Genomic DNA, 26,672 nt, shown 5'->3' with positions numbered 1-26,672 from the left:
TCGCCAACTACATCGCCAGATCCCTGCTCGAAGCCGGCGGGTTCAGACCAGCACTACACGCTCAAATGCGATGAGCCACTTTGACTTCTCCCACGCCGTATCGCGGCGGGGTGCCTCGACTGGCTGGACTCCGCTCCGATTGCCTCCGAGTGATGGGGCGTCAGGGTGCGCACCTCTTCGGTATGGACGCCGTGGACAGCCTGACGCTCGAGCTCTGGGGCTTGGAGAGACTCCTCAATGTCAACGAGCTCGCGGCGTATCTCCGGGTTCCGGTGTCGACGATCTACGAGTGGCGGATGAAGGGGCAGGCGCCTCCCGCGCACCACTACGGCAAGCACCTGACGTTCGCCGCCGCGGATGTGCGGGCTTGGGTGGACGCGCACAAGGAGTCCGGATCTCGCCTGTCGACCGATCCGCGGTGACACGATGAGCCGGCAGCGCCTTGCGATCGGCACCTTCGGCGACATCGGGTTCCTCCCCGCCGCGCACGGTCGCATCATGGCCAGGGCGCGCTTCAGGGATTGGGACGGCAGGACCAGGCTCGTGCAGGTCACGGCAGACACGAAGGTTCTTGCGGAGCGCGCGCTGAAGGTGAAGCTCTCGACGCGAGACCTCTTCCAGCCGGCTTCGTCGTCGCTTACACCCGACAGCCCGTTCTCCGCTCTTGTCGACTACTGGCTCGAGGACGGGACTGCTGCACGAATAGGTGGCATCTGATCTGGCTTGCCCGAGTGGTGGGCCTGGAAGGATGTTGCTGTGCCCAAGCCCTACCCGAGTGAGTTCCGTGACGACGTCGTGCGCGTCGCGAGGAACCGGGAGCCCGGAGTGACGATCGAGCAGATCGCGAAAGACTTCGGCGTCCACCCGATGACGTTGCAGAAGTGGATGCGTCGCGCCGATATCGAGGAGGGCGCCAAGCCCGGCCAGTCCCGGACGGAGGGCGCCGAGTTGCGCGATGCGCGGAAGCGGATCCGGCTTCTGGAGCAGGAGAACGAAGTCCTCCGGCGCGCGGCGGCGTATCTGTCGCAGGCGAACCTGCCGGGAAAAGGTTCTACCCGCTCGTGACTGAGCTCGCCGCCTCGGGGATTCCCGTGTCGGTGACGTGCCGGGTTTTGAAGCTCGCCCGTCAGCCCTACTACCGGTGGCTGGCGGCCGCCATCACGCCCAGCGAGGTGGTGGAGGCATATCGCGCGAACGCGCTCTTCGACGCGCACAAGGACGATCCCGAGTTCGGGCATCGGCTGCTCGCCGACGAGGCCCGCGACGTGGGTGAGGCGATGGCTGACCGATATCACGGAGCACAAAACGAGTGAAGGGAAGCTCTATCTCTGCGCGATCAAGGACGTGTTCTCCGGCCGCATCGTGGGCTATTCGATCGACTCGAGAATGAAGTCCCGGTTGGCCGTCCAGGCGCTCGAGAATGCTGTCGCGATGCGTGGCGACGTCGCCGGCTGCGTGATTCACAGCGACAGAGGTAGCCAATTTCGAAGCAGGAAGTTCCTGCGCGCTCTGACCCGTCACCGCATGGTCGGATCGATGGGCCGAGTCGGGTCCAGCGGGGACAACGCCGCTATGGAGAGCTTTTTCGCCCTGCTGCAGAAGAACGTCCTCGACCGTCGCACCTGGACCACCCGGCAGCAACTGCGGATCGCGATGGTGACCTGGATCGAGCGGACCTACCACCGACGGCGACGGCAGCGACGCCTGGGACGTTTGACGCCCATCGAGTTCGAGACCATCATGAACACGACCGTCGCACTGGCGGCGTGACTAGGAACTGTCACCTATCCGTGCAGCAGTCCCCTTCGCCTCGGAGGCGGTCGAGGTAGTCGGCTTCACTGGGACGCGGATATCGGATCGTGCGGCCGAGCACTCTTGTCAGTATGCGGGCGACGCTGCGGTAGGTGAGGGTCTGCTCGCCGCTGAGCGTGTAGGCCTTGCCCACGTGGCGGTCAGGATCGCGGAAGACGGCGGCGGCCACGGCGCCGATGTCGCGCGCGTCGATGAACGCGGTGAACGCGTGACCGGCGGGTACATAAATCTCGTCGCGGTAGCGGATGTCGTCCCGGTAGGTGGTCGACAGGTTCTGCATGAAGAAGTTCGGTCGCAGGAACGTGTAGGGCGCCTTCACCTGGGAGGTACTCCTCCACGGCGTGGTGCGGGGTTGCCTTGTTCTGCTGCACGCCCTGCAGCGACAGGAAGACGTTCTGACGGATGCCGAGCTCCATCGCCACATCGATGAGCGGGAACAGGTGGCGCCGCACGTCCGCGATCGGTGGTGGCCGCATCAGGAAGAGCCGGTCGCATCCATCCAGCGCCGCCCGAAGGGCGTCCGGATCCCACGCGAAATCGAACACGCGCGCTTCGGCACCGGGTGCGACGGCCGGCGCTGCCTCGTCGTCCCGCACGCCGGCGCCCAGACGCGTTGGCGGCCATCGACGCTGCCCTGCTGGGGATGCGCAGGCTGTGGGCCCCGACCACGTCGGGGCGTGCTGCGCACGGATCCGAGCCGGGGGTGGATCTGTCCACCGTGCTGGTCGTCCATGCGATCGGGGCGTCGGGTGGGTTGTCTGTGGCGGACGTGGCTGCACAGCTCGGTGTCGCGCCGGCGACCGCCAGCCGACTCTGTGACAAGGCCGTCACCAGCGGGTACGTCAGCAAGGCGCCTGCCGTGGATGGCCCGCGCCGCCTCACGCTCACCCTCACGCCCGCGGGAACCGCGCTGCGTGCCGAGGCCGCCGCATTCCGGGCGCGCTACCTCGCCTCGCTCCTCGATGGATGGGCCGAGGCCGGGTCGATGCGTTCGAGGTGCTGCTCGGTCGGTTTGCGGCATCCGTCCAGTCCCACCCGCCCGTCGGTCCGACCCGGCCCCCGCGCGCGAGAAACCCCCACCAAGGAGAATGATGAACATCACCGTCCTCGGCGGCACCGGCCGCACCGGTCGACTGCTCGTCGACGAGCTGCTCAGCCGCGGCCATGCCCTGACACTGCTGGGGCGGGATCCCGCGAAAGCGGCGGCCGCCTCTGACCAGGTCACGCTCGTGGCCGGCGACACCCGGGATCGGGACGCTGTCGCCCGCGCGGTCGCCGGAGCCGACGTCGTCGTCTCCGCGCTCGGTCCGGTCGGTAAGGACACCACGCTGCTGCGCGACACCGCCGGCATCCTGATCCCCGCCATGAGCACCGCGGGCGTGTCCCGCTACGTCGGGATCAGTGTCGCGGGCCTCGACCTGCCGGGCGACCGCAAACGCGGTCGCGACAAGATCATCTCCTGGCTGCTCAACCGGCTCGGCGGCGAACTCGCACAGGACAAGATCCTCGAACACGCCGCCTGGGAAACCAGCCCGCTCGAATGGACCCTCGTCCGCGTGCCCCGCCTCGTCGACGGACCCGCCGGGCCGGTCGAGCACGACCCGCACCGCTCCGGTCGCCGCACCAGTCTCACCCGTGCAAGCCTCGCCCGGTTCCTCGCCGACGCCACCGAGAACGCCACCGCCTACCCCCGGCAGGCGCCCTTCGTCGCCGACAAGTGAGCTGCACCCATCGTGCGCGCGGACGGGCCTCGGTTCACACTTCTACGGTGAATCCGAGGTCGACGTCGCTCGCTGCGTGTCCGCTCACCCCCCAGTTCTCCAGCGCGATTTCGTGCAGGATCGTCGACACGTGATCGCGGGGGATGCCGAGGCCCTCGAGCCCGTCGGCGATCCCCGCGTAGAGGCGCCGCTTCGCCTCCGCTGATCGGCCCGCGAAGCAATCGATCGTGACGATCGTCCGATACTCGGGATGCGAGAGGTCAGCGGAAACCGAGAATCGATGCGGCTCGTGAAGGATGAGCCGGATGTTCCGATCCTCCTCGGGGATTCGGAAAGCGGCAACGAGTGCCCGGTGAACAGCCGCCATGATGTCGGCTTGCTCATCCAGGGTGTAATGACGGCGGACTTCGATCAGGACGGCAGGCATCCCGCCATTGTCCGGCAGCGAGTGCCGGCTGTCGACGGCGGCCACAGGCGAGGTCGACGCTGCCGCACTTCCCGAGCGGGCACCACACGTGGTCGATCGCGGCCCGCCGGGGGTGTCACCGCCAGACGAACTCGTCCTCGACGAGGTCGCGCACCCGGGCGACGTACCTGTTCGTCCCGCCGGGCCAGTTCGACGTGATGCGGCCGGTGACCGGATGCCGGTACCAGCTGTCGCAGCTCACCCACGCGGTGCCTGCCAGCCGGGTCTGCACCTCGTCATCCCATGCCTGCTCGGCCGCGGGGGTCGCCTCAAGCGTGCGCGCACCCGAGGAGACCATCCGATCGACCGCGAGACGCATGTGGCGCGCCTCGGCCTCGAGCATGCGGATGATCGAGCTCCCGCCCAGATTGGTGTTGGGTCCGTACGAGAGCAGCAGGTTGGGAAACCCGGGCACGTAGATGCCGAGGTGGGCCCGCGCCCCCGCGCTCCAATGCTCGTGCAGGTCCTTTCCGCCCGGCCCGGTGATGCGGATGCCACGCAGGAAGGACTGCGCGTCGAATCCGGTGGCGCACACGAGCACGTCCGCGGGGTGCGAGCGGCCGTCGGCGGTGACGACCGCGCCGGGCTCGATGCGTTGGATGCCGGCGGTGACGAGGTCCACGTCGTCCCGGCACAGCGCCGGGTAGAAGTTGTTGCTGAACAGGATGCGGCGGCATCCGATCGGGTAGTCCGGGGTGAGCGCGCGGCGGAGCGCCGGATCGCGCACGCGCAGGCGCAGGTGCGCGCGGGTCACGGCGGCGCCGATCCGTGCCGCGATCGAGTCGGGATCCAGCTGCCGGGAGAACAGCTCGCCGAGCCCGCGGAAGAACGGCCGCTCGATGACGGCGGCGATGCGGCGGTACCACCGCGGATAAACGGCGTCGGGCTTGGGCCAGATGTAGCTGGGGGTGCGCTGGAACAGGATCACCCGCTCGGCCACCGGTGCCAGGGCGGGCACGGCCTGCACCGCGGTCGCCGCCGCGCCGATCACGGCGACGCGCAGGCCGCGCACGTCGAGGTCCTGCGGCCAGCGCGCGGTGTGGAAGGCGGGTCCGGCGAAGCTCTCGGCGCCGGGGAGGCTGGGGACGGTCGGCGTGGAGAGCTGCCCCACGGCGCTCACGAGCAGGTCGACCTCGTCTGTCGTGCCGTCCTCGAGGGTGACCAGCCAGCAGGCGCCGTTCCACGCGGCGGCCACGACGCCTGCGCCGAAGCGCGTGCGTGCCGTGACACCCTCCCGCTCGGCGACGGCCCGCAGGTAGCGCAGGATGGCCGGCTGCTCGGCATAGCGCCGCGGCCACGAGGGCCAGGGGGCGAAGGAGAACGAGTAGAAGGGGGAGGGCACGTCGCACGCGGCGCCGGGATAGACGTTGTCGCGCCACACGCCGCCGAGACTGTCGGCCTTCTCCCACAGGCGCACGTCGCCGTAGCCGTGCTGCAGGAACTCGGTCGCGACGGCGATCGCCCCGAAGCCCGACCCGATGATCCCGATGCGCGGCATCAGTCCACCCGCACGGCGCGCAGCACGGCGGCGGTGCTGAGCTCGAGCACGTCGTCCCGCGTCAGCGTCTCGCGCTGCATCCACTCCCGGCACAGCGCCTTGACGAACGCGGCGGTCGGTCGCAGGCGTGCACGCAGGGCCTCGTCATCGGGCAGGCCGAGTGCGTCGAGCACGAAGCGGGCGGCCCGGTCGTCGGCCCGGTCGACGACGGCCTGCACGTCGCCGCCGTCCTGCAGCCCCTCGGCGCCGGCGGCGTTGACCCAGCTCTGACCGTACGTGCGCGCACCGTCGAGGATCCACGTCATCGTCAGCCGTGCGCGCTGCTCGACGGGGCGGCCGTCGAGGTCGGGCAGCTCGTCGAGGGGAAGGCGCACGGACTGCGTCATGACCGCGAGGAAGAGGTCACGCTTTGATCCGAAGTAGTGGTGCAGCAGCCCGCGGGCGACTCCCGCGGCGGCGGCGAGCTCCTCCATCGAGACATCGTCGTAGCGGCGCCCGCGGTAGAGCTGGCCGGCAGCGTCGAGGATCTGCTGGCGCCGGGCGTCGGGGCTCAGCCGCGTCCTCGACGTCTCGTGCACGGGGTCAGTCTCCGGGCCTATTGGCAAACTGTCAATAGTTGGCTACGGTGGCCGCGTGAACGACTACGACGTCGTGGTGATCGGCTCCGGCTTCGGCGGGAGCGTCGCAGCCCTGCGTCTGAGCGAGAAGGGCTACCGCGTCGGCGTGATCGAGGCGGGGCGGTGGTTCCGCGACGACGAGCTGCCGCAGACGTCGTGGCGACTGCGCCGCTACCTGTGGCTGCCCGCCGCGCGCTGCTTCGGCATCATGCGCATGACCCTGCTGCGCAACGTTCTCGTGGTCAGCGGCACCGGCGTCGGCGGGGGCTCGCTGGTGTACGCCAACACCCTCTACGAGCCGCTCGACGACTTCTATCGCGACCCGCAGTGGGGTCACATCACCGATTGGAAGGACGAGCTGGCGGTGCACTACGACCAGGCCAAGCGGATGCTGGGGGTCACCGCCGCGCGCGACACCACGCTCGCCGACGACCTGATGCGCACCGTCGCAGCCGAGTACGGCGTGAGCGAGACTCTCCACGCCGCCCAGATCGGCGTCTACTTCGGCGACGGCCCGGGTGTCGAGACCCCGGATCCCTACTTCGGCGGGGTGGGCCCCGCGCGCACGGGCTGCACCGAGTGCGGCGCCTGCATGACCGGATGCCGCGTGGGCGCGAAGAACACCACGACCAAGAACTACCTGCCGTTGGCCCAGCGCGCGGGGGCCACGGTGCACGCCATGACCACGGTCACCGATGTGCGGCCCATCGCCGCCGGCCGCTACCGGGTGCGCGCCCACGTCACGGGCAACCCGCTGCGCCGGCGGGACTTCACCGCCTCGCATGTCGTGTTCGCCTGCAATGCCCTCAACACCCAGCGCCTGCTGCACCGCCTCAAGGAGCGGTCGCTCCCGCGCCTGTCCGCGCGATTGGGCGAGCTCAGCCGCACCAACTCCGAGGCGGTGCTGTCGGCGCGGACGACCGCCCCCGATGCCGATATGACCCACGGCACCGCCATCACCTCGTCGTTCCACCCCGACCCGCAGACCCACGTCGAGCCCGTGCGCTACGGCCGCGGGTCGAGCCTGCTCGCCCTGCTGAACGCGCACCTCGTCGATCCGATCCCGGGACTCCCGCGCTGGCGCGCGGCGCTGCGCACCTATCGCCGGCTGGGATGGCGGGCCGCCGGGCGCATGCACGGGGTGCCGCGCTGGGCCGAGCAGTCGCTCATCGTGCTCGTCATGCAGTCTCTGGACAATTCGCTCACCACGTCGCTGCGCCGCGGCATGCTCGGGCGCCGCCTCACCACGCGACAGGGGAGGGGAGACCCCAACCCGGAGTGGATCCCCACCGCCCATCGCGTGGCACGCGACCTCGCGCAGCGCATCGACGGGCTCGCCGGCGGGTCGTCGGCGGATCTCATCGGCATCCCGATGACCGCCCACTTCATCGGCGGCTGCGTCATCGGCACCTCCATCACGGAGGGGGTCATCGATCCGTATCAGCGCGTCTTCGGCTACGACGGCCTGCACATCGCCGACGGATCGGCGGTGTCTGCCAACCTCGGCGTGAATCCCTCGCTGACCATCACGGCGCAGGCCGAGCGGGCGATGTCGTTCTGGCCGAACAAGGGGGATGCCGACACGCGGCCGCCGATGGGGGCGACCTATCAGCGCGTCGATGCCGTCGCCCCGCGGCATCCGGTCGTGCCGGCGTCGGCACCCGGCGCGCTGCGGCTGCCGATGCCCGCGGTGCGCCGCGCGGCGCCGACACGGAAGGCGCCTCGCCCGTGACCATCCCCCCTGCCCCGACGGACCCGGCCGCGCACGTCGCCGGCACCGGGCCCGACATCGTGCTGCTGCACGGTCTCGGCAGCCGCTGGCAGGTGTTCGCACCGATCCTCGACGAGCTGGCTCAGGAGCACCGGGTGCACGCCCTCGATCTGCCCGGCTTCGGCGCGCGGCCTGCCGACCCCGCGCTGCGTCCCGGTGTGGACGCCCTCGCCGACTGGGTCACCGCCGAGCTCGACGCCCGCGGCGTGACGGCGCCGCACGTGGTCGGCAGTTCGCTGGGCGGCGGGATCGCCCTCGAGCTCGCCCGCCGTGGCGTCGCCGGGCGGGTCACCGCGTTCGCGCCGATCGGGTTCTGGAATCCCCGGGAGCGCGCGTGGTGTTTGGGGTTGCTCACCGTGCTGCGCACGGCCGCCCGCCGGCTTCCGCGGCCGCTGGGCGCGGCGCTGCGCACGCGCACCGGCCGTCGACTGCTGCTGTTCCCACTCTTCGGGCGCCCGAGCCGGGTGACGGCGCCCGCGGCGATCGAGGACCTGCACGCGCTCGCCGTCGGTGAAGGATTCGGTCCGGTGCGCCGGGCGCTGCGCAGCCAGCGTGCGATCCGCGGCGGCGACGAGGTGCCCACGACCATCGTGTGGGGGCGTCGTGACCTGGTGCTGCCCGCGCAGCGCCAGTCCCGGCGGGCCCGGCAGCTGCGACCCCAGGCGACGCACGTGCTGCTCGGCGGCTGCGGGCACCTTCCCTTCTCTGATTCTCCCGCCCGCTGCGTCGCGGTCATCACCGACCGGCATCCGCTTTCGCCCCATCGACAGGATCGTCCATGAAGAGCACGTTCTACACCGAAGACCACGAGGCCTACCGGCAGAGCGTGCGCGAGTTCCTGCGCCGTGAGGTCGAGCCCCACTACGCGGCCTGGGAGGACGCGCGCATCATCGACCGCGCGGTCTGGCTGAGCGCGGGCGCGAACGGGATGCTGGGACTCGGCGTTCCCGAGGAGTTCGGCGGCGGCGGCGAACCGGACTACCGCTACCGCTTCGTGTTCGGTGAGGAGATCGCCCGTGCGGGGGTCACCTCGTTCGGCGTCGGGATCGGACTGCAGGACGACATCGTCATCCCGTACCTGCTCGATCTCGCCACCGATGAGCAGAAGCGCCGGTGGCTGCCCGGGATGGCCGACGGCAGCCTCATCGGTGCGATCGCGATGACGGAGCCCGGCACCGGCAGCGACCTGCAGGGCATCCGCACCACCGCCGTGCGCGACGGCGACGAGTGGGTGCTCAACGGGTCCAAGACTTTCATCACGAGCGGCATCCACGCCGACCTCGTGATCGTGGTGGCCAAGACCGACCCGCAGGCGGGCTCGCGCGGGTTCAGCCTGTTCGTGGTCGAGGCCGCCGATGCAGGATTCACCCGCGGGCGCCAGCTCGACAAGATCGGCCTGTCGGGGCAGGACACCGCCGAACTGTTCTTTCAGGACGTGCGGGTCGGCGAGGACCGTCTGCTCGGCCGAGTGGGCGGGGGGATGCGCTACCTCATGGAGCGGCTGCCGCGGGAGCGGCTGTCGATCGCGGCCGCCGCTGTCGCGGCATCCGAGGCGGCCATCGGCTGGACGCTGGACTACGTCTACGACCGCACCGCGTTCGGCCAGCGGATCGGCGACTTCCAGAACACCCGATTCGTGCTCGCCGAGCTCGAGACCGAGACCGACATCACCCGGGCGTACGTCGAGAGGGCGGCGCTGGCCCTCAACGACGGCGAGCTCACCGCGGTGGAGGCGTCCAAGGCCAAATGGTGGGCGAGCGAACTGCAGGTTCGGGTGACCACGCGCTGCCTGCAGCTGTTCGGAGGCGCCGGCTACATGCTGGAATACCCCATCGCCCGGGCATATCGAGATGCCCGCATCCAGACCATCTACGGTGGCACCACCGAGATCATGAAGGAGATCATCGGCCGCGAACAGGCGGCCCGCTACACCCCGCAGTAACCCGAAATCCGCCAAGCACAAGGGAGTGACATGGCCGCGACGATCGACACCAGCTTTCTGCAGGACCTCGCACCGTCATTGGGGGTGATGCTGCGGCGACGCGTGGCGAAGACCCCGGATCGCGAGGCCTATCGGTTCCTGCGAGGGGCGGACTGGGTCTCGGTGACCTGGAGCGAGGCCGCGGCGGAGGTCGCCGAAGTCGCGGCGGGGCTGCTCGCCCTCAGACTGCGCAGAGAGGATCGCGTCGCGATCGTCGCGAACACGCGCTACGAATGGATCCTCGCTGACCTCGCAGTGATGTGCGCCGGCGGGGCGACCACGACGGTGTACCCGACGACGGCGGCGGAGGACGCCGCCTACATCCTCGCTGACGCCGGCTGTCGGTTCGCGATCGTCGAAGACGCCGACCAGCTCGCCAAGATCATGTCGCACCGCGGTGACCTGCCGGCGCTGGAGACGATCATCGCGATGGATGCCGCACCCGGCGCCCTGTCGCTCGACGACGTGCGCCGGCGCGGGCGCGAGCTGCTGGCCGCAGACCCCGAGGCGGTGAACCGCGCGACCGACGCCATCGGACAGGGCGATCTCGCGACCCTGATCTACACGTCGGGCACCACGGGCCGGCCCAAGGGCGTGCGGCTCACCCAGCTGTGCTGGGTATACGAGGGTGAGGCGCTGAAGGCGCTCGGATTCCTGCGCACCGACGACGTCAACTTCCTCTGGCTGCCGATGTCGCATTCGTTCGGCAAGGTGATCCTCTCGGCACAGCTCGCCGTGGGCTACGCGACGGCCATCGACGGCCGCGTGGACAAGATCATCGACAACCTCGCCGTGATCAAGCCGACCTTCATGGGTGCGGCGCCGCGCATCTTCGAGAAGGCCTACGGCAAGATCGTCTCCACCCAGGAGGCGGAAGGCGGGCTCAAGGAGAAGATCTTCCGCACCGCGTTCGCCGTCGGCGCCGAATACGAACGGCGCAAGGCCGCAGGGGAGCGCATCGGCGCCGGCCTGGCGCTGCGCCACCGACTGTTCGACCGGCTCGTCTTCGCCAAGGTGCGCGAGCGCTTCGGCGGGCGCGTGCGCTTCTTCATCTCGGGATCGGCGCCGCTCAACCGCGAGATCGCGGAGTGGTTCCACTCGGCGGGCATCCTCATCATCGAGGGCTACGGGCTGACCGAGACCACCGCGGGGGCGTTCTGCGGCCGGCCGATCGACAACAAGTTCGGCACGGTCGGGCGCGCGCTCCCCGGGTCTGACGTGCGTATCGCCCCCGACGGCGAGATCCAGCTGCGGGGGCCGCACATCATGTCGGGCTACAACAACCTCGAGACCGAGACCGCGGACGCGTTCACCCCGGACGGTTGGCTCCGCACCGGCGACCAGGGAACGCTCGACGCCGACGGCTTCCTCACCATCACGGGGCGCCTGAAGGACCTCATCAAGACCTCCGGCGGCAAGATCGTCGTGCCGGGGGCCGTCGAGGCGGCCTTCAAAGCGCTGTGCCCGTACGTCAGCCAGTTCCTGGTGTTCGGCGACGAGCGACCGTACTGCGTGGCGCTGGTCACGCTCGACCCCGACGCGATCGCGGCGTGGTGCGCGGAGAACGGCGTCGCCGCAGCGGGCTATTCCGCGCAGGTGTCCTCGCCGGAGGTGCAGCAGCTGGTCGCGGGCTACATCGACCAGCTCAACGGGCGCCTGAACCCCTGGGAGACGGTCAAGCGCTGGACGATCCTCGACGCGGACCTCTCGATCGAATCGGGCGAGCTGACCCCGTCGATGAAGGTCAAGCGCGGACTGGTGGAGCAGGGCCAGCGCGAACGGATCGGGGCGATGTATGCCGGGTGAAGGTCCTCTCGCGGGCATCCGCGTCGTCGAGCTCGGGGCCATCGGTCCCGGGCCGCACGCGGCGATGCTGCTCGCAGATCTGGGTGCGGACGTCGTGCGGGTCGAACGGCCCGACGCCGCGCTGCGCGTGGGTCGAGGCGACCAGCGAGACCAGATGCTGCGTGGCCGGCGCCGCATCGCGCTGGATGTCAAGACCGACGCCGGACGGCAGTCGCTGGTCGCGCTGGTGGATCGCGCCGATGTGCTGATCGACGGCTTCCGCCCCGGCGCCGCCGAGCGCATGGGCATCGGTGCGGCCGAGTCCCTGGAACGCAACCCCCGTCTCGTCTACGGCCGCATCACGGGATGGGGGCAGGACGGGCCGCTGTCGGCGACTGCGGGGCATGACATCAACTACCTCGCGCTGACCGGGGCGCTCGCCGCGTTCGGTCGAGACGGAGCGCGCCCCACCGCCCCGCTCAACCTCGTCGCCGACTTCGGCGGCGGGTCGCTCTATTTCGCGGTCGGAGTGCTGTCCGCGCTCGTCGAACGGGCCCGTTCCGGACGCGGCCAGGTGATCGACGCGGCGATGGTCGACGGGGTCGCGTCGCTGCTTCAGCTGATCTGGGCGCTGCGCGGCACCGGCCAGTGGAGCGACCAGGCGGGCGCGAACCTGCTCGACGGGGGAGCGCCGTTCTACGACACCTACGCGTGCGCCGACGGCGGCTTCGTCGCGGTCGGCGCTCTCGAGCCGGAGTTCTTCCGTCGGCTGGTGCACGGTCTCGGCTGGGACGACGCGGATGCCGTGGCTGCCGAGCAGTACGACCCCCGGGGATGGTCGGCGCTGCGCGCCCGCCTGGCGGCCGCGTTCGCGGAGCGCACGCGCGACGAGTGGGCGCGCGAGTTCGACGGAACGGATGCCTGTGTGACACCGGTGCTGTCGTTCGCCGAGGCGGCGCGGCATCCGCATCTCACCGCGCGTGACACGCTGATCGAGGTGGACGAGGTCGTTCAGGCGGCACCGGCACCGCGGTTCTCGCGCACGCCGCCGCCGGCCGTGCGCCCACCGCGCGCAGAGTGGGACCGCGTGGACGATGTGCTCGCAGACTGGACGGGGACCGCGGCGGCCGCGCCGAGCGCCCCCGAGACCGAACGACAGGAGACCCGATGACCGACCCGATGAGCGAGGCGTTCATCTACGACGCGATCCGCACCCCGCGAGGGCGCGGCAAGGCGAGCGGCGCGCTGTACGAGGTGAAGCCGGTCAGCCTCGTCACCGGCCTGCTCGATGCGCTGGGGGAGCGTAACCCGGGCCTTGACCCGAGCGGCGTCGACGACGTGGTGCTCGGGTGCGTCACACCGATCGGCGAGCAGGGCGCCGACATCGCCAAGACCGCCGCGCTCGCCGCCGGCTGGCCCGACTCGGTGCCCGGCGTGCAGCTGAACCGGTTCTGCGGGTCGGGTCTGGAGGCGGTGAACCAGGCGGCGGCGCGCGTGCGGTCGGGCTGGGAAGACCTCATCGTGGCGGGCGGCGTCGAGTCGATGAGCCGGGTGCCGATGGGCAGTGACGGCGGGCCCTGGGCGATGGACCCCGAAACGGCGTTCGCCGCCGACTTCGTGCCGCAGGGCATCAGCGCCGACCTGATCGCCACGATCGAGGGCTACACGCGCGAGGACGTCGACGCCTTCGCCGCCGAATCCCACGCCCGCGCCGAGCGCGCGTGGGCCGAGGGCCGCTTCGGTCGCTCGATCGTGCCGGTGCGCGATCGCAACGGGCTCACGATCCTCGACCGCGACGAGACGATCCGACCGGGGACGACGGTGCAGTCGCTCGCCGCCCTCGCGCCGTCGTTCGCGCAGCTCGGCCGCACGGCGGGGTTCGACGCGGTGGCGCTGGAGAAGTACCCCCACGTCGCCCGGATCGACCATGTGCACCACGCCGGCAACTCCTCGGGGATCGTCGACGGCGCCGCCCTCGTGCTCGTCGGCTCGGAGGCCGCGGGTGCCCGCCACGGACTCACCCCCCGCGCGCGGATCGTCTCGGTCGGTGTCGTGAGCACCGAGCCGACCATCATGCTCACCGGGCCCGCTCCCGCCTCCCGCATCGCGCTGGAGCGCGCCGGCCTCACGATCGACGACATCGACGTGATCGAGATCAACGAGGCCTTCGCCGCCGTCGCCCTCAAGCTCATGCGCGACCTCGGCGACTTCCCCGCCGACCGCACCAACGTCAACGGCGGCGCCATTGCGATGGGGCATCCCCTGGGCGCGACCGGGGCCATGATCCTCGGCACCCTCGTGGACGAGCTGGAGCGCCGCGGTGGGCGCTACGGCCTGGCCACCCTCTGCATCGGCGGCGGCATGGGCATCGCCACCATCGTCGAACGCGTCTGACCCGAAAAGGAACACCATGACAGCTCTTGCGCCCGCGGTGCGCTACTCGCTCCAGGACGGCGTCGCGCACCTCGTGCTCGATGACCCCACCCATTCGGCGAACACGATGAACGACGCGTTCCGTGCCGCCATGACCGATGCCGTCGAGCAGGTCGCCACTGCGATCGCCGACGATCCGACCGCCGTTCGCGGTGTGGTGATCTCCAGTGCCAAGAAGACGTTCTTCGCCGGCGGCGACCTCGTGGCGCTGATGGCGACCGGACCAGACGGCGGCGCGGCGCTCTTCGAAGAGATCGAGGGCATCAAAGCGGCGCTCCGGCGCCTCGAGACGCTCGGTCGCCCGGTGGTCGCCGCGATCGGGGGTGCGGCGCTGGGCGGCGGGTTCGAGATCGCCCTGGCGACCCATCACCGCATCGCCGTGGACGCTCGCTACGACCTGGGCCTGCCCGAAGTCACCCTCGGGCTGCTCCCCGGCGGCGGCGGTGTGACCAGGACCGTCCGCATGCTCGGGCTGCAGGCCGCCCTCACCGCCGTGCTGCTGGAAGGGCGGCGGTTCCGTCCCGCGCAGGCGCAGGCGGCCGGGCTCGTGGACGAGCTCGTGGCCGATCGAGATGCCCTGCTGCCGGCAGCGATCGCGTGGATCGATGCGCACCAGGACGATCCGGATGCCGCGACACAGCCTTGGGATCGCAAGGGCTACCGCATGCCCGGCGGCACGCCGCAGACGCCCGCGCTCGCCGCGATGCTCCCCGCGTTCCCCGCCACGCTGCGCGCCACGCTCAAGGGCGCCCGCTACCGCGCTCCCCGGGCGATCCTCGCCGCCGCCGTCGAAGGCGCGCAGGTCGACTTCGCCACCGCCTCCCGCATCGAATCCCGCTACTTCGTGCACCTGGCCACCGGTCAGCAGTTCCGCAACATGACGCAGGCGTTCTTCTTCGACATGCAGGCGATCGCCAGCGGCGCCTCGCGCCCGGCCGGCATCCCGCCCCGCCCGGTCACACGGCTGGCGGTGCTCGGCGCCGGGATGATGGGCGCCGGCATCGCCTACACCGCCGCGCGCGCCGGCATCGACGTGGTCCTGAAGGACGTGACGACGGATGCCGCGGCCCGCGGCCGCGCGCATGCCGCCGCGGTGTTGGATGGGCTCGTGGCCAAAGGCCGCGTCACCCCTGCGCAGCGGGACGAGACGCTGGAGCGGATCACCGCCACGGCCGACCCCGCAGACCTCGCCGGCTGTGACGCGGTGGTCGAGGCGGTGTTCGAGTCGGTCGCGCTGAAGCACGAGGTGCTGGCCGAGGCCGAGGCATCCGTGCTTCCGGACGCGCTGCTGGGCTCGAACACCTCCACCCTCCCGATCAGCCTGCTGGCGCAGGGGGTGGCGCGCGGCAGCGATGTCATCGGCATCCACTTCTTCAGCCCGGTCGAGAAGATGCCGCTCATCGAGATCATCGTCGGCGACCAGACGAGCGACGAGGCCCTGGCGCGCGCGTTCGATCTCGCCGTGCAGCTGCGCAAGACACCGATCGTCGTGAACGACCGCCGGGGCTTCTTCACCAGCCGGGTGTTCGGATCGCTCGTGATGGAAGCGGCGCGCATGGTGGGGGAGGGAGTGGACCCGGTCGTGATCGAGCGCGCGGCGTCGCTCGCCGGCTTCCCCGGTCAGCCGCTCGCGATGCTCGACGAGGTCTCGCTGGATCTCCCGCAGAAGATCGAGCGCGAGGCGGAGCGCCTCGCCGCCGACGCCGGCACGCCGTACGAGTCCTCGCCGGCGATGCGTGTGCTCGACGCGCTGATCGCGCGCGACCGTCACGGCAAGAACGCGGGAGCGGGCTTCTACGACTACCCCGCCGACGGGCGCAAGCAGCTCTGGCCGGGTCTGGCCGACCTCTTCGGCGGCGATGTGGAGATGCCGCTCGCCGACGTGGAGGAGCGCCTCACGTTCGCGATGAGCCTCGAGACGATCCGGGTGTGGGACGAGGGGGTGCTGCGCACCGTGCCCGATGCCAACGTCGGGTCGATCCTGGGCATCGGATTCCCCCCGCTGCTGGGCGGCGCGCTGCAGCACGTCGACGGCTACGAGGCCGCCGACGGCTCCCTCGGCCCGGCCGCGTTCGCGCGCCGGGCGCGTGAGCTCGCCGAACGGTACGGCGACCACTTCGCGCCGCCGGCGTCGCTGGCGCACAAGGCCGAGACCGGGACGACCTACCGGTGAGCACCTCCTATCCGCCCGAACCGTGGCATCTGAAGGGCGACTTCGCGGTCGGCGTCTTCACCGTGCCGGTGCGGGATCTCCCGGCCGATGTGCTGGCGCAGATCCCGGCGGGCGCGCGGCCGCTCACGGTGGCGGGGCGCGCGGTGGTCGGGGTCGCCGCGGTGCGGTACGCGCCCTCGGGCATGCTCGCCTACGACGAGCTCCTCGTCGCGCTGCCGGTGATGCACCGCGGGCGCCTGTCGGTGAACATCCCACAGATCTGGGTGACCTCCGAGGCGTCGCAGGCGGGAGGCCGGGCGCTGTGGGGCATTCCGAAGCTGCTCATGACGGCGCGCCGCGAGGCGTCGGGCCGCGACCTGCGTGCGCTCTACCGCACCGACACCCGCGCGATCCTCGCCGAGACCCGTGCGCATGCCGGTTTGCGGATGCCCGGTGTCTGGACGCTGCCGCTGCCGACCCTGCAGCGCCGGGGCGCGGCATCCATCCGCTCGAGGAATTCGATCCGGGGGCGCGTGCACGCAGCCCGCACGCGGTGGACGTTCGGCTCGTCGCTCTCGTGGCTGCAGGGACGCCGCCCGGTGCTGAGTGCGGCGATCACGGACGCCGCGGTCGTGTTCGGGGTGAACCTGCAGCGCTGAGGTTGAGAAGTAGCCCAGCAGGGCATCGGGCGCGCTCTTGGAGCCGAACCTGGCTCTCTGAGCTCCCCGTCGCCGTTCCCGGTGGGGCGGGGTCGCTCGTCGCTGCGGCTGCTGCTGACGCCGGCCGGCCGATGTCTGCCGTTAGACCTCCGCGGCGAATGAGGCGATGCGAAGCTGCAGGTCCTCGATCCGCCGTTGGCGGGCGGCTTCGACGTCGTATCCCTCGTAAGCGAGCGGGGGAGTCCTGCGCACGTTCCGCGAGCATTGGAACTCTTCGCACACGAGCGTGCCGACGGTGTTGCCGTTGCGTCCGGCCTTGCCCGAGCGCCTGGCGCTGTAGAACACCACACTGTTGGGCAGCGTGACGTCGCTGCACCACGCGCACTGTGCGCGTGCCCGCGGCGATGCCGTGGCCTGCTGGAGCAGGATGCCGATGAGCTCGCCGTCGAGCGACGGCACCACGGCATATGCCCGCCGACCCATCTTCGGGTCCCGCCAACCGAGGTAGTCCAGTTGATCCCAGTCCAGCGTCTCGAATCCTGTGGGAAGGGTGAGGTCGCTGACCTCTTTGCGGGAGGCGTTGACGAACGATGCGCGGAGGGTCTTCTCCGTAATGCGGAGCATGGTGATCTCTTTCGGTGATCGCCCGGGCGCGTGGTGGCGCGCCGCACGGGCGAAGGTGTGCAGGGGTGGGTGATTTCGGTCGCGTCGAACGAAACGACCGGGGTATCACGCCCTGATGCCGGCGATACGGGCGCCGACCACCTCCTGGAAGCTCACCAGACGAGCCTACAACGGTGAGTCAACCGAAGGGCCGGTGTCGACGAGGGGTGCCCCAGCGGGGACTCCGTCGCCCAGATGAGGAGATCTGCCGAGATGCGGATGCCTCAGGGCCGGTGGTCCTCGTTTGGGCGGATCCCCTCGGTTCGGCGACGCATCGCGGGAGGTCGTTCACGGGCCGACCGCGAATAGGTGCCGCATGCGGCATCTGCTTGAGTGGAGGTTCCGGGTGAGGCTCAGGAGGTGTCGGATGGACTGGGGCGCGATCGTGCTCTTGGCTCTCGCGGGAACGGCGGCCGGTGCGATCAATGCGATCGCCGGCGGCGGCTCTCTCGTCACCTTCCCGGCCCTGCTCGCCCTCGGCTACCCGCCGGTGATCGCGAACGTGACCAACACGGTGGCGGCGCTCCCCGGCTATGTCGGCGGAGCGTGGGGATATCGTCGCGAGCTGTCGGGCCAACGCCGCCGCATCATCGTGCTGAGTGTCATCACGGTCGTCGGTGCCCTCGTCGGCTCGACCCTGCTCCTGCTGGGCGACGAGGGCACGTTCACCGCCGTGGTGCCGTGGCTCGTGCTCGCCTCGACGCTCCTCCTCGCCGCGCAGCCGTACCTGAGCGCGCTGGTCGCCCGCCGCACCGAGCGCGGCGCGGCATCCACCCCACGCACCGAGCGGCTGCGCTGGGCGGGCGCGGGGCAACTCGGAGTCGCGGTGTACGGCGGGTATTTCAACGCCGGCCTCGGCATCATGATGCTGGGCGTCCTCGGGGTGGCGCTGCGCGAATCGCTGCAGCGGCTCAACGCGCTCAAGAGCGTGCTGTCGGTGGTCGCGAGCGCGGTGTCGCTGGTGTTCTTCGCGATCTTCGCCGACGTGTCGTGGCCGGCCGCAGGCATCATGGCGGTCTCGGGCCTGCTGGGCGGTTGGCTGGGCGCCGCGATCGGGCGTCGGCTGCCGGTGCCGCTGCTGCGCTGGTCGGTCGTGATCTTCGGGCTTGCCGTGTTCGTCGCGCTGCTGGTGGATGCCGGCTGAGCGCGGGCGGCGACGTTCGTAGACTGAGGGGCATGGCATCGGTCGTCGCCGCGGAGGTCCGCCGCCGCCGACCTGCGGTGTTCCGGGTGGCGGCGATCAGCGCGTTGACCGCCATCGCCGTGATCGTCGGGCTGCTGGCGATGCACACCCTCAATCTGAACGGCGGCGCGGACGCGCAGCCGTCGTCGGATATGTCGATGTCGATGACCGGGCACCACGACGTGCCGCTCGCCGCGCCCGCGCCCGTGCCGCATGCCGCCGGGTGCGCGGAATGCGGCCCCGACGGGCATGTGGGCATGGCGATGTCCTGCGTGATCGCTCTGCTCATCGTGCTGTTCGTGATCGCCCCGGGGCTGCAGGGCGCGGGACTGCGGATGCCGCGCCGGGGCACCGCACGGGGTCGCCCCGCCGCCCGCCGGCTCGCCGCGTCACTGTCGCTTCACGCCCTCTGCATCAGCCGCACGTGAGGAGAGGTGGGACCGCAGCGCGCCGCGCCGCCGTCCCCTCGCATCATCGCGCCGATGAGCGCGCTTCCTCCTTCGAATGACGAAAGCGAACAACTGACATGACCACGACCCACTTCACCCGTCCCCGCCGCGCGCTCGCCGTCGGGGCCGCGCTCGCCGCTGCGGCGATCGTGCTGGCCGGCTGCGCCGCAGCAACGCCCGCCGCCGCGCCGCCCACCCTCGAGCAGCAGGTGCTGACGGAGCACGACCTGAACGGACTGGATGCCGCCGGCATCATCGAGCGGCTCGACGCGATGCCCATCGACGAACGACCCGACGATCTCCTCGCGTCGGTGCGCCCCGACGAGCTGATCGTCACGGACGACCAGGACCGTCAGATCAGCGTGCCGATGCCGGCGGACGAGACATACCTTTCGATCGCCCCCTACGTCGCGCAGACACACGACTGCTATTTCCACAGCCTCACCACGTGCGTGGGGGAGCTGCGCAACACTGCGGTGGAGATCGCCGTCGTCGACGACGCCACCGGCGCCGTGCTCGTGTCGGAGTCGCGGAACACGTTCGACAACGGCTTCGTCGGTGTATGGCTGCCGCGCGGCATCCAGGCAACGCTCACGATCTCCGCCGAAGGTCGGTCTGCGACCACCGCCATCTCGACCGCGAAGGCCGACGACGCCACCTGCATCACGACGATGCAACTGAGCTGACCGCTGCCGGGCCGAGGGCGCGTGGCGCGCCCTCGGCTCTCGGCAGGGTAAGCTTGTCCTCGATAGGCGAACTCTCATTCGTCTCGCCCCGGCCGCGTGGTAACGGTCGGGGCTTCTTCTTTGCCCCGGTGACGTGCGGTGAGGGCTGCGTCAGGCGTCGGGCGCGTGTCCGGTGTAGAAGCCGAAGGTCGCGTCGGCGGCATGCGCGGCCTGTTCCCGGTCGGCGCCTGCGGCGACGTGCACATCGGACCAGCGGTCGGCGGCGGCCCGCGCGAAGGCGGTGCCCTCCGGCGAGAGCGACCACTCCTGCGCCGCTGCAGGCGAGACCTGCCCCTCGAGCGCGCCGAGGTGCAGCGCGAGCCCCAGCAGGCCGTGATCCCAGCCGACACCGGTGGCGCCCGGTCCGTATGTCTGCCACATCTCCACCGGGATGTCGTCGACGCGGGAGGTGTGCTCGAGTTCGAGCCGGGTACGGTCCGGCGCGAGCGAGGTGAGGCGCACGGTGATCCACGAGATGCTGCCGCCGAACTCCCACGTGGCGCGGAAGCCGGCGGTGCCACCCGAAGGCGGCGCGCACGAGAGCACCTCACCGCCCGCGTTGCCCGTCAACTGGTAGCGGCCGCCGACGTGCAGGTCGCCGGTGACGGGCAGGAACCAGCGCGCGATGCGCTCGGTCGTGGTGGCATTCCACACCTCGTCGATGCCGACGGGGTAGTCCTGCGCGATCACCTGGACGTACGATCGTGCTCCGTCGATCTGCTCGGTGCGCATTGCGCGCGTCACGGCGTCGATCTGTGCCTGTACGTCGACCATGCTCACTCCTCGTTGTGCGATGTGCGGCCGGCGGGCCGCGGGAGAACCGTGCTGAGGCCAGTCAAGCGTGAAAGACGATGCCGTGGTGATGCGCCTGGCCGGAATGCTGCGGATGGTGGCCGCTTCGCCGCTGGCCGCGGCCCGGCGGCGTGGGTGAGGATGCCGGTATGACACAGACCCCGCGCACCGCCCTGCTCGTCATCGACGCGCAGGAGTCCTTTCGTCAGCGAACCGACGACTGGGCAGCGACCGCCAACCCGCGCGTGCTCGAGAACATCGCCCTGCTCGTCGAGCGGGCCCGGATCAACGGTGGCGTGGTCGTCTGGGTGACGCATTCCGAACCGGGCACCGGCGGCGTCTTCGACCCCGACAACGGGTTCGTGCGGGTCGTGTCCGAGTTCGAACCGCGGCCGCACGAACTGCGGGTGACCAAGACGACGGTCAACGCCTTCGCCTCGACTGATCTGCAGCGTCAACTCGTCGACCACGGCGTCGAGCGGGTCGTGATCTGCGGCATCCGCACCGAGCAGTGCTGTGAAACCACGGCGCGCGTGGCGAGCGACCTCGGTTTCGCCGTGGAGTTCGTGACGGATGCCACGACGACGTCGGCCATCACCGCCGGTGAGGGCTATGGAGCGGTGTCGGGGGAGGACATCATGCGCCGCACCGAGAGCATCCTCGGTGCACGGGAGTTCGCACGCATCGTGACGACCGCCGAGCGCACCGCGGTCACCGCCGTCGGTTCCTGAGACTGCACCTTCGCGCGTTCGGGCCTTCGCACCTGCTACACCGTTGCCCGGATGCGGAGATCTGCCGAGATGCGGATGCCTGGATGCCAGCGACCCTCGTTTGGGCAGATGTCCGCGTTTCGGCGGCGCCGGCGAGAGGCCGGTTGCCCCTTGTCGAGCAGGGACACCCGCGAAGTCTTGACTCCGTGGTCTGACCACTCATAGGATTGAAACGATTCATCACGAACCGCACTCAAGGAGTCTCCATGACCACCGATCGCCCGACCATCGAGCAGTACCTCGCGAACATGGGGGCCGCCGGTCACCGCATCTGCGAGATCGACGCGAGTGAGGCCGGAGCGGGCAACATCTCGCTGTGCCTGGATGAACTGCCCCGCGTGCGCCAGGTGTTCCCGATCTCCGAGCGCATCGAACTGCCGCTGGCGGCACCCGCGCTCGCGGGCCGCACGCTGCTGGTCACAGGGTCGGGCCGGCGGCTGCGTCAGATCGCCGACAACCCCGTCGCGGCGATCGCCGCGGTGATCGTCGAGCCCGACGGCATCCACGCCGAGATGCTCACGTCGCCCCAGCGCCAGTTCGAGAAGCTCACGAGCGAGTTCAACTCCCACCTCGCGGTGCACGACGACCAGGTCGGTCGGCGCAACCTGCCGTTCCACGCGGTCGTGCACGCGCAGCCGCCGCACCTGACCTACCTCAGTCACGTTCCGCAGTACCGCGACAACGAGACGATGAACCGCCGCATCCTGCGCTGGGAGCCGGAGTCGATCGTGGCGCTGCCCGGTGGCATCGGGGTGCTGGAGTTCATGGTCCCGGGCTCTGCCGAGCTGATGGATGCCAACGTGAAGGGGCTCCGCGACTTCGAGATCGTGCTGTGGAGCAAGCACGGTGTGATGGCGCGTTCCGACCTCTCCGCCACGCGCGCAGTCGACCGTGTGGAGTACGCCGAGACCGGTGCGAAGTACGAGTACATGAACCTCACCGGCGGCGGCCAGGCCGAGGGGCTCAGCCTGGAGGAGATCCGCGCCGTGGCGCAGGCCTTCGGAGTCACCTCGCCCTGGATCGCCTGACGACCCCGGGTCCGACGGCGCCGCGGATCGTCAGCGGTGCCGTCGGGCCGTCCAGAGCAGGTAGCCGCTGAGCGTCGTGAAGGCGGTGAGGCCGGCGCTCGTCAGCGCGCTCTTCCAGGTGCGCAGTCGGCTGTCGCGGGAGATCACCTGACCCAGCGCGTTGATGAGGGCGGCGGTGATGACGCCCGCCACGAGGCGGTTGCCGATGCGCTCGGCGCGCCCCATGAGCGGATCGAGTTCGGCCGCGCGCAAGTGCACCTCGATGCCGCTCTGGTCCATGACCTCGGTGAGCCGGCGCAGCCGCGTGGGCAGCTCGAGCAACAGCGAACCGGCATCGATCGACGCTCGGCCCACCCGTTTGGCGATCGCCGCCGGCGAGAACCTCTCGCGGATGAGGCGCCGCGCGAACGGCGTGATCACGGAGTTGAGTTCGAAGCGCGGGTCGAGCTGCACGCCCACGCCCTCGGTCACGAGCAACGCCCGCACGACCAGCGAGATCTCCTGCGGCAGCTGCAGTCGGTGTTCGCGCAGCACGCGCAGCAGGTCGGTGGCGAGCCGGGTGAAGTGGATGTCGCCCAGGGCCCGGTCGGAGTACTGCGCGAACAGCGACGACAGCGAGGCGCGCAGCGCGCGCCGGTCGATGGAGGTCTGCGCGATGGAAAGGTCGATGAGGGCGCTCGCGAGCGCGTCGGTGTTGCGGGTGGCCGAGGCGATGAAGACGCCGGCGAGTTTGTCGCTGAGTTCTTCGCTGATCTCGCCCACCATGCCGAAGTCGATCAGTGCGACGCGGCCATGCGGGTGGATGAACAGGTTGCCGGGGTGCAGATCGGCGTGGAAGAACCGGTCGTCGAAGATCATCGTCAGCACGATGTTCGCCCCGGCCACCGCGATCTGGCGGGGGTCCAGGCCCGCGGCATCCAGTGCGTCACGGTCGCTGACCTTGATGCCGGTCATGCGTTCGAGCGTGAGCACGCGCGAGGTGGTGGTGTCCCAGTAGACCCGCGGGATGATGACATCGGGCCGGTCGGCGAAGTTGGCGGCGAAGCGTTCGGCGTTGCGGGCCTCGCGCAGGTAGTCCAGCTCTGCGCGCAGCGTGTCGCCGAACTCGCGCATGATGCCGGGGATGTCATAGGTGCGCGCGGTCTCCCACACGCGTGCCGCGCGGGTGGCGATGTTGCTGAGGATGTCGAGGTCTTCCTGCACCTGTCGCACGACGTCGGGGCGGCGCACCTTGACCACCACGGCGGTGCCGTCGGCGAGGGTCGCGGTGTGCGCCTGCCCGATCGATGCGGATGCCATGGGCGTCCACTCGAACGTGGCGAAGAGGTCTTCGGGCTCGGCGCCGAGCTCGGCGCGGATCGTCGCGCGCACCTGGTCTCGGGGGATCGGGGGAGCGGCATCCTGCAGCTTCGCCATCTCGGTGATGTAGGCCGGGGGCAGCAGGTCGGGGCGGGTCGAGAGCAGCTGGCCGAGCTTGACGAAGGTGGGGCCCAGGTCCTCGAGCACGAGGCGCAGTCGCTCGGGCGCGTTGGGCAATGGTCGCGGGGCGGCGCCACCGCCGGCGGCGGTGCCGCGTCGGGCGACGATGCGTCTTGTGATGCCCAGCTCTCCGGCCAGGAAGCCGAGCCCGTGTCGGGCGAGGGTGTCGGCGATCTCCTGGTATCTCCCGAGGGGCGGCTGCATGGCCCCATCATCCCGAGGGTGCTCGGTGCGGACAAGGGCGAGATGGACGCGGCCACCGGTGGAGCGGCGCCGGGCGGTGGGATGCCGGCGTCGCAGGGGTGCGCGAGAGTGGATGGCATGGAGATCGAGTTCGAGTCGGTCGTGTTCCGCTGGGCGGCGCGAACCGAGGTGTTGCTGTTCGCCGATGTGCCCGAGGAACTGAGCGAAGACATCCGCGAGCTCACGGCACCTTTCGCGCGGGGGTTCGGGTCGGTGCGCGTGGAGGCGACTGTCGGCGCGACGACGTGGCGCACGTCGATCTTCCCGAATTCGTCTGGGCGGTACTGGCTGCCGCTCAAGCGCGCCGTGCGTGAGGCGGAGGGTCTCGTCGAGCACGGGCCGGTCACCGCGCGGCTGCGGTTGCTCGATGTCTGAGGGGCTGGCGTGCGCGGTCGCTGAGGAAGGATGGATCAGATGAGCGTGGTCCTTCGTCCCTGGGACGGTCGGGATGCTGTGGCATTGCTGGCGGCGGCGGAGAGCGCATCGGATCTCGCTCCTCAGTTCAGCGGGGCCGATCTGAGGAGCGCGGCAACCGCGGAAGCGTTCATCGAGCAGTCGCTGCGATTCGACGCGCACGTGAAGAACTGGGCCATCGTCGAGGACGGCGTCGCCGTCGGCAACGTCGGTGCGTCGGCGATCGAGTATCGCCACGAGACGGCGTGGGTCTCTTACTGGCTCTCGGCCGCTGCGCGCGGTAAGGGATACGCGACGGCCGCGCTGCTGGCGGTGTCGGACTGGGCCTTCGAGGGCGGTCTGTATCGGCTCGAGCTCGGACACCGGGTGAACAATCCGGCCTCATGTCGCGTGGCGACCGCTGCCGGCTTCCGGGTGGAGGGCATCGAGCGGCAGAAGCTCCGCTACGGCAACGATCGGTACGACGTGGAGACGCACGCTCGGCTTGCCGGCGACTTGGTTCCTGCCTCCGCGCGTGCGGGGGCCCTACCCGCGCTGAGCCTGAGCGCGTTGTAGAGCGGAACGGTTTCTGGCGAGACGGTCCTCACCAGATGGCTACTAGAACGGGGCGGGGTCGAAGGCGGCGGCGGTGGCGAGGGCGGTGAATTCGAGGACGCGTCGGGGGATGTCGGGGTAGACCCGGCCGGTGGGGCTGGTCCATTCGAGGATGCCGTGGAGTTTCTGGATCACGCACCATGCGGTGGCGTGTTTCATCGGGTGGTGCCTTGTGCAGAGGTTGGCGAGGTTGCATAGCGCGGTCGGTCCGCCGTGCGCGGCGTCGTGGGTGTGGTCGTGGTCGCAATGCCTCGCGGGTCTTCGACACCCGATGAATCGGCAGTGTTCATCGCGGGCGTCGAGGTGTCGGCGTTGCGCGGCGCTGGGCCGGTAGGTGTCGACCGACTGCACGGCGCCGGTGGTGGGTGAGACGAAGATCCGTTCCCACAGTTCCGCGGTCGCGGCGAGCCGGCGGGCGGTTTCCGGGTCGATGGGCCCGTAACCGACCAGTTCTGCGGGTGCGGTGCCGTTGCCGGTGAGGGTGTCGAGGGGGATGATGACCTGCACCTGGGCGGTGATCGCGCCGCCGTCGGCGATGGCACCGGTCGCGGCCGGTGCGGTCGCGCATCCGGTGAGGAGCAGGTCGGTGAGGACATCCGCGCGGACCTGGTCGATGGTGCGGGTGTCGGTCGCGACGACCTCGGCAGGGTCGGGTGTGGTGGGGTCAGCGGTGTCAGAGCCCGCGGCTTCTGCGTCGGTCGCACCGTCCGCGCTCGTCGCGTCCTCCCGAACCGCCTCCGCGGCCGCTTTCCGCCGCGCGGTCGTGATCTCCCGCGCGTACGCGGTCAACCGGTCCCGGATCGCGTACGCCAGCACCGCCGGCAGCACGGCTGCGAGTTCCGCCATCCCGTCGTCGAGGTCCCGCACCCACACCCGCCGGCCCGCGGCGGCATCGGTGTGGCGTTCCTCGAGCGGGACGGGGTGCAGTTTCTGGGCGATCATCGCGACGATCGGTCGCGCCCGCCCGGGGGTTTCCCGCTCGCACACCACCAGAGCGGCCTGTTCGAACCGGGCGCGGGCGTCGGGGTCGTCGATGCGGGCCCCGGCATCCTGAATCAACCGCACATGCCCCATGTCGATCCGCCCCGCCCGCAACGCACCGACGGTCGCCGCGAACCCGGTCACCAGCACCGTGGCGTGGTGCAGGCGGTCCTGCATCACCCGGTCGGATCGCTGCAGCACGGCGCCGACCTCGGCCGCGATCGCCCGCAACGGCATCTCCCGTTCCCGACCCGCCGACGACGGCACCCGGGCGGTCTGCTCGGCCGCGATCGCATTCATCCGGGCCAGCAGTTGCAGTTCGTCGGCCTGGAGAGCGGCCATGCGCCGTCGCGTCGCGGCGAGGTCGGACAGCACCGCACCCGGCGACCGGGTGTCGCTGCGAGGGCTGACCGACGAGGTCTTCATGCCCCCAATCCTGCCGCCCCCCTCCGACAT

At 70.5% G+C, this 26,672-nt stretch carries 27 protein-coding genes and 1 pseudogene; 20 read left to right on the top strand and 8 right to left on the bottom strand.

From position 1 onward, the window contains the following. Positions 1 to 152: 152 nt before the first annotated feature. The 3 genes and pseudogenes from H9651_RS10770 (at position 153) to H9651_RS10760 (ending at position 1,770) form a co-directional block, all read left to right on the top strand. A complete protein-coding gene (locus tag H9651_RS10770; RefSeq protein ID WP_225216612.1) occupies positions 153 to 422 on the top strand; it encodes a helix-turn-helix transcriptional regulator in 270 nt (89 codons plus the stop codon). Positions 423 to 426: 4 nt separating this feature from the next. Beyond that, the gene (locus H9651_RS10765; protein WP_191719293.1) at positions 427 to 717 is read left to right on the top strand and encodes a hypothetical protein; all 291 of its coding nucleotides are present in this window, start codon (positions 427 to 429) and stop codon (positions 715 to 717) included. 39 nt (positions 718 to 756) lie between these two features. Further along, positions 757 to 1,770 (top strand): annotated as a pseudogene (locus tag H9651_RS10760) (IS3 family transposase). 10 nt (positions 1,771 to 1,780) lie between these two features. On the opposite strand, the gene H9651_RS10755 reads toward H9651_RS10760, so the two are convergent. Further along, complete coding sequence (locus H9651_RS10755) at positions 1,781 to 2,131, bottom strand: NmrA family NAD(P)-binding protein (RefSeq protein ID WP_191719292.1); 351 nt, start codon at positions 2,129 to 2,131, stop codon at positions 1,781 to 1,783. Positions 2,132 to 2,455: 324 nt separating this feature from the next. Between H9651_RS10755 and H9651_RS15090 the strand changes: the two genes are divergently transcribed. Next, positions 2,456 to 3,028: a MarR family winged helix-turn-helix transcriptional regulator gene (locus H9651_RS15090; protein ID WP_404803012.1), complete on the top strand. Its 573-nt coding sequence runs from the start codon at positions 2,456 to 2,458 to the stop codon at positions 3,026 to 3,028. Then, the gene (locus H9651_RS10750; RefSeq protein ID WP_404803011.1) at positions 2,910 to 3,533 is read left to right on the top strand and encodes an NAD(P)-dependent oxidoreductase; all 624 of its coding nucleotides are present in this window, start codon (positions 2,910 to 2,912) and stop codon (positions 3,531 to 3,533) included. Before H9651_RS15090 ends, H9651_RS10750 begins: the two co-directional genes overlap by 119 nt. A 34-nt stretch (positions 3,534 to 3,567) precedes the next feature. Here the strand turns inward: H9651_RS10750 and H9651_RS10745 are convergent, their stop codons facing one another. From H9651_RS10745 to H9651_RS10735, 3 genes are all read right to left on the bottom strand, one after another. Next, complete coding sequence (locus H9651_RS10745; protein ID WP_318244844.1) at positions 3,568 to 4,005, bottom strand: tautomerase family protein; 438 nt, start codon at positions 4,003 to 4,005, stop codon at positions 3,568 to 3,570. A gap of 70 nt (positions 4,006 to 4,075) precedes the next feature. Further along, on the bottom strand, positions 4,076 to 5,497 hold the full coding sequence (locus H9651_RS10740) for a flavin-containing monooxygenase (RefSeq protein ID WP_191719290.1): 1,422 nt from the start codon (positions 5,495 to 5,497) through the stop codon (positions 4,076 to 4,078). Then, positions 5,497 to 6,075, bottom strand: a complete 579-nt coding sequence (locus H9651_RS10735) for a TetR/AcrR family transcriptional regulator (RefSeq protein WP_191719289.1) — start codon at positions 6,073 to 6,075, stop codon at positions 5,497 to 5,499. Before H9651_RS10735 ends, H9651_RS10740 begins: the two co-directional genes overlap by 1 nt. A gap of 55 nt (positions 6,076 to 6,130) precedes the next feature. On the opposite strand from H9651_RS10735, the gene H9651_RS10730 reads away from it, so the two are divergent. Genes H9651_RS10730 through H9651_RS10695 form a run of 8 tightly spaced genes read left to right on the top strand, consistent with a single transcriptional unit; the run spans position 6,131 to position 16,895 of the window. Further along, positions 6,131 to 7,846 carry an FAD-dependent oxidoreductase gene (locus H9651_RS10730; RefSeq protein ID WP_191719288.1) on the top strand — a complete coding sequence of 572 codons (1,716 nt, stop codon included), beginning with the start codon at positions 6,131 to 6,133 and terminating at the stop codon, positions 7,844 to 7,846. Beyond that, complete coding sequence (locus H9651_RS10725) at positions 7,843 to 8,667, top strand: alpha/beta fold hydrolase (RefSeq protein WP_318244843.1); 825 nt, start codon at positions 7,843 to 7,845, stop codon at positions 8,665 to 8,667. The genes H9651_RS10730 and H9651_RS10725 overlap by 4 nt, the downstream gene beginning before the upstream one ends. Continuing rightward, complete coding sequence (locus H9651_RS10720; RefSeq protein ID WP_191719287.1) at positions 8,664 to 9,827, top strand: acyl-CoA dehydrogenase family protein; 1,164 nt, start codon at positions 8,664 to 8,666, stop codon at positions 9,825 to 9,827. The genes H9651_RS10725 and H9651_RS10720 overlap by 4 nt, the downstream gene beginning before the upstream one ends. Positions 9,828 to 9,857: 30 nt before the next feature. After that, positions 9,858 to 11,672, top strand: coding sequence for an AMP-dependent synthetase/ligase (locus tag H9651_RS10715; protein WP_191719286.1), 1,815 nt, complete (start codon positions 9,858 to 9,860; stop codon positions 11,670 to 11,672). Next, complete coding sequence (locus H9651_RS10710; RefSeq protein ID WP_191719285.1) at positions 11,662 to 12,822, top strand: CaiB/BaiF CoA transferase family protein; 1,161 nt, start codon at positions 11,662 to 11,664, stop codon at positions 12,820 to 12,822. Before H9651_RS10715 ends, H9651_RS10710 begins: the two co-directional genes overlap by 11 nt. After that, positions 12,819 to 14,045: an acetyl-CoA C-acetyltransferase gene (locus tag H9651_RS10705; protein WP_263598651.1), complete on the top strand. Its 1,227-nt coding sequence runs from the start codon at positions 12,819 to 12,821 to the stop codon at positions 14,043 to 14,045. Before H9651_RS10710 ends, H9651_RS10705 begins: the two co-directional genes overlap by 4 nt. Positions 14,046 to 14,061: 16 nt before the next feature. Next, positions 14,062 to 16,257, top strand: coding sequence for a 3-hydroxyacyl-CoA dehydrogenase NAD-binding domain-containing protein (locus H9651_RS10700; protein ID WP_191719284.1), 2,196 nt, complete (start codon positions 14,062 to 14,064; stop codon positions 16,255 to 16,257). Beyond that, on the top strand, positions 16,254 to 16,895 hold the full coding sequence (locus H9651_RS10695; protein WP_191719283.1) for an acetoacetate decarboxylase family protein: 642 nt from the start codon (positions 16,254 to 16,256) through the stop codon (positions 16,893 to 16,895). The genes H9651_RS10700 and H9651_RS10695 overlap by 4 nt, the downstream gene beginning before the upstream one ends. Before the next feature lie 141 nt (positions 16,896 to 17,036). Here H9651_RS10695 and H9651_RS10690 read toward each other — a convergent pair whose 3' ends face one another. Then, positions 17,037 to 17,519 (bottom strand): FBP domain-containing protein, encoded by a 483-nt coding sequence (locus tag H9651_RS10690; protein WP_191719282.1) that lies wholly within the window; start codon positions 17,517 to 17,519, stop codon positions 17,037 to 17,039. 406 nt (positions 17,520 to 17,925) lie between these two features. Between H9651_RS10690 and H9651_RS10685 the strand changes: the two genes are divergently transcribed. The 3 genes from H9651_RS10685 (at position 17,926) to H9651_RS10675 (ending at position 19,876) form a co-directional block, all read left to right on the top strand. After that, the gene (locus tag H9651_RS10685; protein WP_191719281.1) at positions 17,926 to 18,702 is read left to right on the top strand and encodes a sulfite exporter TauE/SafE family protein; all 777 of its coding nucleotides are present in this window, start codon (positions 17,926 to 17,928) and stop codon (positions 18,700 to 18,702) included. 32 nt (positions 18,703 to 18,734) lie between these two features. After that, positions 18,735 to 19,169, top strand: coding sequence for a DUF6153 family protein (locus tag H9651_RS10680; protein WP_191719280.1), 435 nt, complete (start codon positions 18,735 to 18,737; stop codon positions 19,167 to 19,169). Between the two features lie 98 nt (positions 19,170 to 19,267). After that, positions 19,268 to 19,876 carry a CueP family metal-binding protein gene (locus H9651_RS10675; protein ID WP_191719279.1) on the top strand — a complete coding sequence of 203 codons (609 nt, stop codon included), beginning with the start codon at positions 19,268 to 19,270 and terminating at the stop codon, positions 19,874 to 19,876. 150 nt (positions 19,877 to 20,026) lie between these two features. Here H9651_RS10675 and H9651_RS10670 read toward each other — a convergent pair whose 3' ends face one another. Beyond that, complete coding sequence (locus H9651_RS10670) at positions 20,027 to 20,689, bottom strand: SRPBCC domain-containing protein (RefSeq protein ID WP_191719278.1); 663 nt, start codon at positions 20,687 to 20,689, stop codon at positions 20,027 to 20,029. Between the two features lie 167 nt (positions 20,690 to 20,856). Between H9651_RS10670 and H9651_RS10665 the strand changes: the two genes are divergently transcribed. Both H9651_RS10665 and H9651_RS10660 read left to right on the top strand, forming a co-directional pair. Further along, complete coding sequence (locus H9651_RS10665) at positions 20,857 to 21,438, top strand: isochorismatase family protein (RefSeq protein ID WP_191719277.1); 582 nt, start codon at positions 20,857 to 20,859, stop codon at positions 21,436 to 21,438. Positions 21,439 to 21,683: 245 nt separating this feature from the next. After that, complete coding sequence (locus H9651_RS10660) at positions 21,684 to 22,505, top strand: class II aldolase/adducin family protein (protein ID WP_191719276.1); 822 nt, start codon at positions 21,684 to 21,686, stop codon at positions 22,503 to 22,505. Positions 22,506 to 22,535: 30 nt separating this feature from the next. On the opposite strand, the gene H9651_RS10655 is transcribed toward H9651_RS10660, so the two are convergent. Continuing rightward, entirely contained in the window at positions 22,536 to 24,188 is a 1,653-nt protein-coding gene (locus H9651_RS10655; RefSeq protein ID WP_191719275.1) for an ABC1 kinase family protein, read from the bottom strand. 117 nt (positions 24,189 to 24,305) lie between these two features. On the opposite strand from H9651_RS10655, the gene H9651_RS10650 reads away from it, so the two are divergent. Both H9651_RS10650 and H9651_RS10645 read left to right on the top strand, forming a co-directional pair. Then, positions 24,306 to 24,602, top strand: a complete 297-nt coding sequence (locus H9651_RS10650) for a DUF1905 domain-containing protein (RefSeq protein ID WP_191719274.1) — start codon at positions 24,306 to 24,308, stop codon at positions 24,600 to 24,602. A gap of 39 nt (positions 24,603 to 24,641) precedes the next feature. Continuing rightward, positions 24,642 to 25,196, top strand: coding sequence for a GNAT family N-acetyltransferase (locus H9651_RS10645; RefSeq protein WP_191719273.1), 555 nt, complete (start codon positions 24,642 to 24,644; stop codon positions 25,194 to 25,196). Between the two features lie 42 nt (positions 25,197 to 25,238). On the opposite strand, the gene H9651_RS10640 is transcribed toward H9651_RS10645, so the two are convergent. Further along, complete coding sequence (locus tag H9651_RS10640) at positions 25,239 to 26,642, bottom strand: HNH endonuclease signature motif containing protein (protein WP_191719272.1); 1,404 nt, start codon at positions 26,640 to 26,642, stop codon at positions 25,239 to 25,241. Positions 26,643 to 26,672: the final 30 nt, after the last annotated feature.

The sequence above is a fragment of the Microbacterium pullorum genome (assembly GCF_014836535.1).
GTDB lineage: Bacteria > Actinomycetota > Actinomycetes > Actinomycetales > Microbacteriaceae > Microbacterium > Microbacterium pullorum.
Note: the sequence above shows the minus strand (reverse complement) of the source record. Positions and strands in the feature narration are given on the sequence as shown.